This is a genomic window from Grimontia sp. AD028, from assembly GCF_000973155.1.
In the GTDB taxonomy this organism is placed as follows: domain Bacteria; phylum Pseudomonadota; class Gammaproteobacteria; order Enterobacterales; family Vibrionaceae; genus Enterovibrio; species Enterovibrio indicus.
In genome coordinates this window covers 1-266 of sequence record NZ_LASY01000197.1, presented here as the reverse complement: position 1 = coordinate 266, position 266 = coordinate 1, and the positions used below count along the sequence as shown (strand labels likewise).

The window sequence follows — 266 nt, the reverse complement described above, 5'->3', positions numbered from 1 at the left end:
GTTTCCGAAGTGCCGTCAGGCTGGGTGACAACCAAGGTAATGGTGTCTCCGGAAGCTGTGCCGGTCGGTACGGCCACGCTGACCTGCACGCCGTCACTGGCTTCGGCTTCACTGACGCCATCAGTGGCTTCAGCAATGGTGAGGACTGGCGCTTCATCCGTGCCGCCCTCACCGGTGCCTTCACCCGGTGCTATGGTGTCCAGAGTAAAGCCGGTCGACACGCTTGACGCACTGCTGTTACCTGCTGTATCGGAGGCAGTCGCCGT

General features: G+C 61.7%; 1 protein-coding gene. It reads right to left on the bottom strand.

Translation table 11 applies throughout. The annotated features are described in order from the left end of the window. Positions 1–266, bottom strand: a 266-nt coding sequence (locus RN22_RS25300; RefSeq protein ID WP_046308503.1) for a hypothetical protein, incomplete at both ends; no start/stop codon positions are given.